Source organism: Sulfolobus sp. B1, from assembly GCF_007050195.1.
In the GTDB taxonomy this organism is placed as follows: domain Archaea; phylum Thermoproteota; class Thermoprotei_A; order Sulfolobales; family Sulfolobaceae; genus Saccharolobus.
In genome coordinates, this window is sequence record NZ_QIMI01000158.1 from 1 (window position 1) to 3,215 (window position 3,215).

The window sequence follows — 3,215 nt, forward strand, 5'->3', positions numbered from 1 at the left end:
TTTAAAGAATGCTAGGATACTCGACTAATAAAATTTTTTAAATTATAGACTTTCCAGGACATAACTATTTCGTCATTTTTTCATTAGCTAGAATATTATATACATATAATGCACGTCTATAAACCAATTATGAAGTTAAGAAATAAAGTATGATATACTTAAATAATATATGGGTTATAGGACTTTCTCAGCTGGGCAATACAAGATTCGTTAAAGAGGCAATAGGTATTATGTCTATAAAATAGAGAAAGACCAAGACGATAAGATAAAGAAACATTACATTGGTCCTTTAGATAAGATAGTAGAATTTTATATTAGCAGTGGGGGTGTGTTCCCCACAGTGGACCGGCCGGGATTTGAACCCGGGACCTCTCGGTTGCAAGCCGAGCACTCTTCCAGGCTGAGCTATCGGCCCACTATTACTCATTTTAGCAGAATTTTAAAAGAGTTATGGTTGTAAAGAGGTTTAAGATAAACGTATCTCATCCATTGAATTATGCCTTCATAACGCTACTATATTTCGTCATGATATTATTGAGGTAGAAACATTAGACCATATCAACAAATAAATCAAAGTTTAACAAACGGTGTTACTATGTACCTTTTTCCTAATCTCATATCGCCTTAATAGCACTTGGACCCCACCATTTCTTGTGGAGAAGAAGCTGACAAAAACTTAAAACATACAAATGATAAAAAATCTTAAATTATACAAACTACTCATTTTTTCGTTCGGTAAGACGAACTTAGTTTTTCCAACTGTATCCAGTTGAAATTATGGGGTGGATATTTTCATAGAGGACTCCAGTGGAAACAGAGGGGTTTTTTACTCCCCAGTAAAATGAGAGTTTCCTTAAAAGGTATTAGATAAGAATGATATAAGTTGATGAGTGATATAATCGATGAGGTCATTTCGACACTTAAAGTGTCTAACATCTTTAAGAATAGAGAGTACCTTACGCCAGATTACATTCCAGAGGAACTTCCACATAGGGAGGATCAAGTAAGAAAGATTGCTTCAATTTTAGCACCAGTGTATAGGGGTGAAAAACCAAATAATATTTTCATATATGGTTTGACTGGTACAGGTAAGACAGCTGTAACTAAATTTGTGTTGTCGAATTTTCATAAAAAAATTCCGGATAGATTTAAATATATATACATAAATGCCAGGCAGAGTGATACTCCATATAGAATCTTAGCTGATCTCTTAGAAGCTATGGGAGTTAGAGTCCCTTTTACCGGTCTCTCTATAGCCGAGTTATATAGAAGGTTAAATAGGATCTTAAGTGAGGAGAACATTCCTATTATTATTGTTCTTGATGAGATAGATGCTTTTGTGAAGAAGTATAATGATGATATATTATACAGATTAAGTCGTATAAATAGTGAAATTAAAAAGGGAAAGGTTTCCTTAATTGGTATTACCAACGACGTGAAGTTTATGGAATCGTTAGATCCAAGAGTTAAGAGTAGTCTAGGTGAAGAGGAATTAGTTTTTCCTCCATATAACGCAGAGGAATTAGAAGATATATTGCGAAGAAGGGCTAAACTAGCTTTTAAAGAAGGTTCAATTTCGGATAATGTAATAAAGTTATGTGCAGCATTGGCTGCAAGGGATCACGGAGATGCACGTAGAGCATTGGATCTTTTAAGAGTTGCTGGTGAAATAGCTGAAAGGAACAGAGATCATGAAGTCAAGGAGGATTATGTATACTTAGCTCAATCTGAAATAGAGAGAGACAGAGTTCATGATATAATTTTGACATTGCCATTTCACTCTAAATTAGTTTTGGCTTCAGTTGCACTTAAGGAATCTGAGCCTTTGTTAACTACTGGTTCAGTTTATGAGACTTATTTAGAATTGTCCAAAGAATTGGGTGTAGAAGCGATAACGCAAAGGAGAGTAAGCGATATCTTAAATGAGTTAGATATGGTAGGTATTCTTAACGTTAAGGTAGTTAATAGAGGTAGGTATGGGAAAACTAAGGAAATAAAATTAGCTGTAGATAAAAGTATAGTAATTAAGACATTAAGTGAGAGTGATAACAGATTTGCAGATCTCTGGCGTAGATGATGGCTATTTTCCTCTGAGGTATAAAGGGAAGAGAGGAAAAGCTCCTTTAGTAGTTGTTACTTATGATGGTAGTAACTTAATAGATCTCGATCTAGGTTTTATAACAGTTGATGGGGATGATGGGACTTCTGTTTTATCTAGACTTAGAAAAGGGCAAGTTATTATTTTAGACGGTATTATATTTGGTGGTTTTAATTACATAAGACCCAATCATTTTAATAATATTATTGTTTTTTATTCATCTAAACCTAATGTTAAGGAAATAGAAACAGCATTAATTAAGCATTTTGGTAATGATAAAGAAAGAATAGATACCATATTAGGTGTTTTAAATAACCTTAAAGAAATACCTACAAAAAGAGGCAGTGTTTTCATTTATACTTCACTTAATCTCAATGAAGCCAGATCAATAATAGAGAAATATCAAATATACTCAAAAAAACCTGAAGTATTGAAGAGTTCTAACATTATAGCTAGTAGTGTTGGAAAATTTTTAGAGAAAAATAATATCTTTCCCCCATAAAAACTATTTATCTGTACCTACAATTTCTCTTAATCTTTCGTCCCCTTTAATCTTCAGTATATAAGTATAAACTGACTTAGGTACTAATTCAGACCAACTATTCACGTTTTGTATTATAAGCCTTCTTATGTACGTTGAGTTATATTTTTCCCTATTAAATGAGGGAGGAATTTCAATTCGATAGCCTGCCTCTTTAAAGATTCTAACTACTAATGGATTTCTAGCGAATACTATCTCAAACTTAGGAGTATAAACACTAACATGATGGGCCCATACACTATTCATAAGAATATCAGGTACTGGTATTATAAATATTCTAGACAAGTCTACACCATATTCTCTTAAAGAATCTCGTATCATTTCTATCCTTTCTCCAGCAGTAAATGGATTAGCTAATGTGTGACTTTCTTGTGAGCTACCCACTAATATTATTAGTTCATCTACTTTTTCTAATCCCCATTTAACTACACTTAAGTGTCCTAAATGGAATGGCTGGAATCTACCTGGGTATAGGCCTCTAAGCAGATTTCATCACCTTCTTTCACTTGCATTTTATCTATGGCACTTCCTTTATTAATGCCTATCTCAGTGAAGAAGTACCCATTAGAATAAATT

3 protein-coding genes, 1 tRNA gene and 1 pseudogene are annotated in these 3,215 nt (G+C 33.3%); 3 read left to right on the top strand and 2 right to left on the bottom strand.

Annotation, left to right across the window (positions count from 1 at the left end; genetic code table 11):
- Nucleotides 1–265 precede the first annotated feature (265 nt).
- Nucleotides 266–313, top strand: a pseudogene (locus DMP16_RS11530) (integrase); the annotation flags it as partial.
- A gap of 28 nt (nucleotides 314–341) precedes the next feature.
- Here the strand turns inward: DMP16_RS11530 and DMP16_RS08735 are convergent.
- Nucleotides 342–415: transfer RNA gene (locus tag DMP16_RS08735), tRNA-Ala, on the bottom strand.
- Nucleotides 416–886: 471 nt separating this feature from the next.
- On the opposite strand from DMP16_RS08735, the gene DMP16_RS08740 reads away from it, so the two are divergent.
- Together DMP16_RS08740 and DMP16_RS08745 are read left to right on the top strand one after the other, a co-directional pair.
- Entirely contained in the window at nucleotides 887–2,077 is a 1,191-nt protein-coding gene (locus tag DMP16_RS08740) for an orc1/cdc6 family replication initiation protein (protein WP_069282493.1), read from the top strand.
- Nucleotides 2,055–2,600: a DUF99 family protein gene (locus tag DMP16_RS08745; RefSeq protein WP_143577112.1), complete on the top strand. Its 546-nt coding sequence runs from the start codon at nucleotides 2,055–2,057 to the stop codon at nucleotides 2,598–2,600. Before DMP16_RS08740 ends, DMP16_RS08745 begins: the two co-directional genes overlap by 23 nt.
- A gap of 3 nt (nucleotides 2,601–2,603) precedes the next feature.
- On the opposite strand, the gene DMP16_RS08750 is transcribed toward DMP16_RS08745, so the two are convergent.
- Nucleotides 2,604–3,125: a nicotinamide-nucleotide adenylyltransferase gene (locus tag DMP16_RS08750; RefSeq protein ID WP_069282492.1), complete on the bottom strand. Its 522-nt coding sequence runs from the start codon at nucleotides 3,123–3,125 to the stop codon at nucleotides 2,604–2,606.
- Between the last annotated feature and the right edge of the window lie 90 nt (nucleotides 3,126–3,215).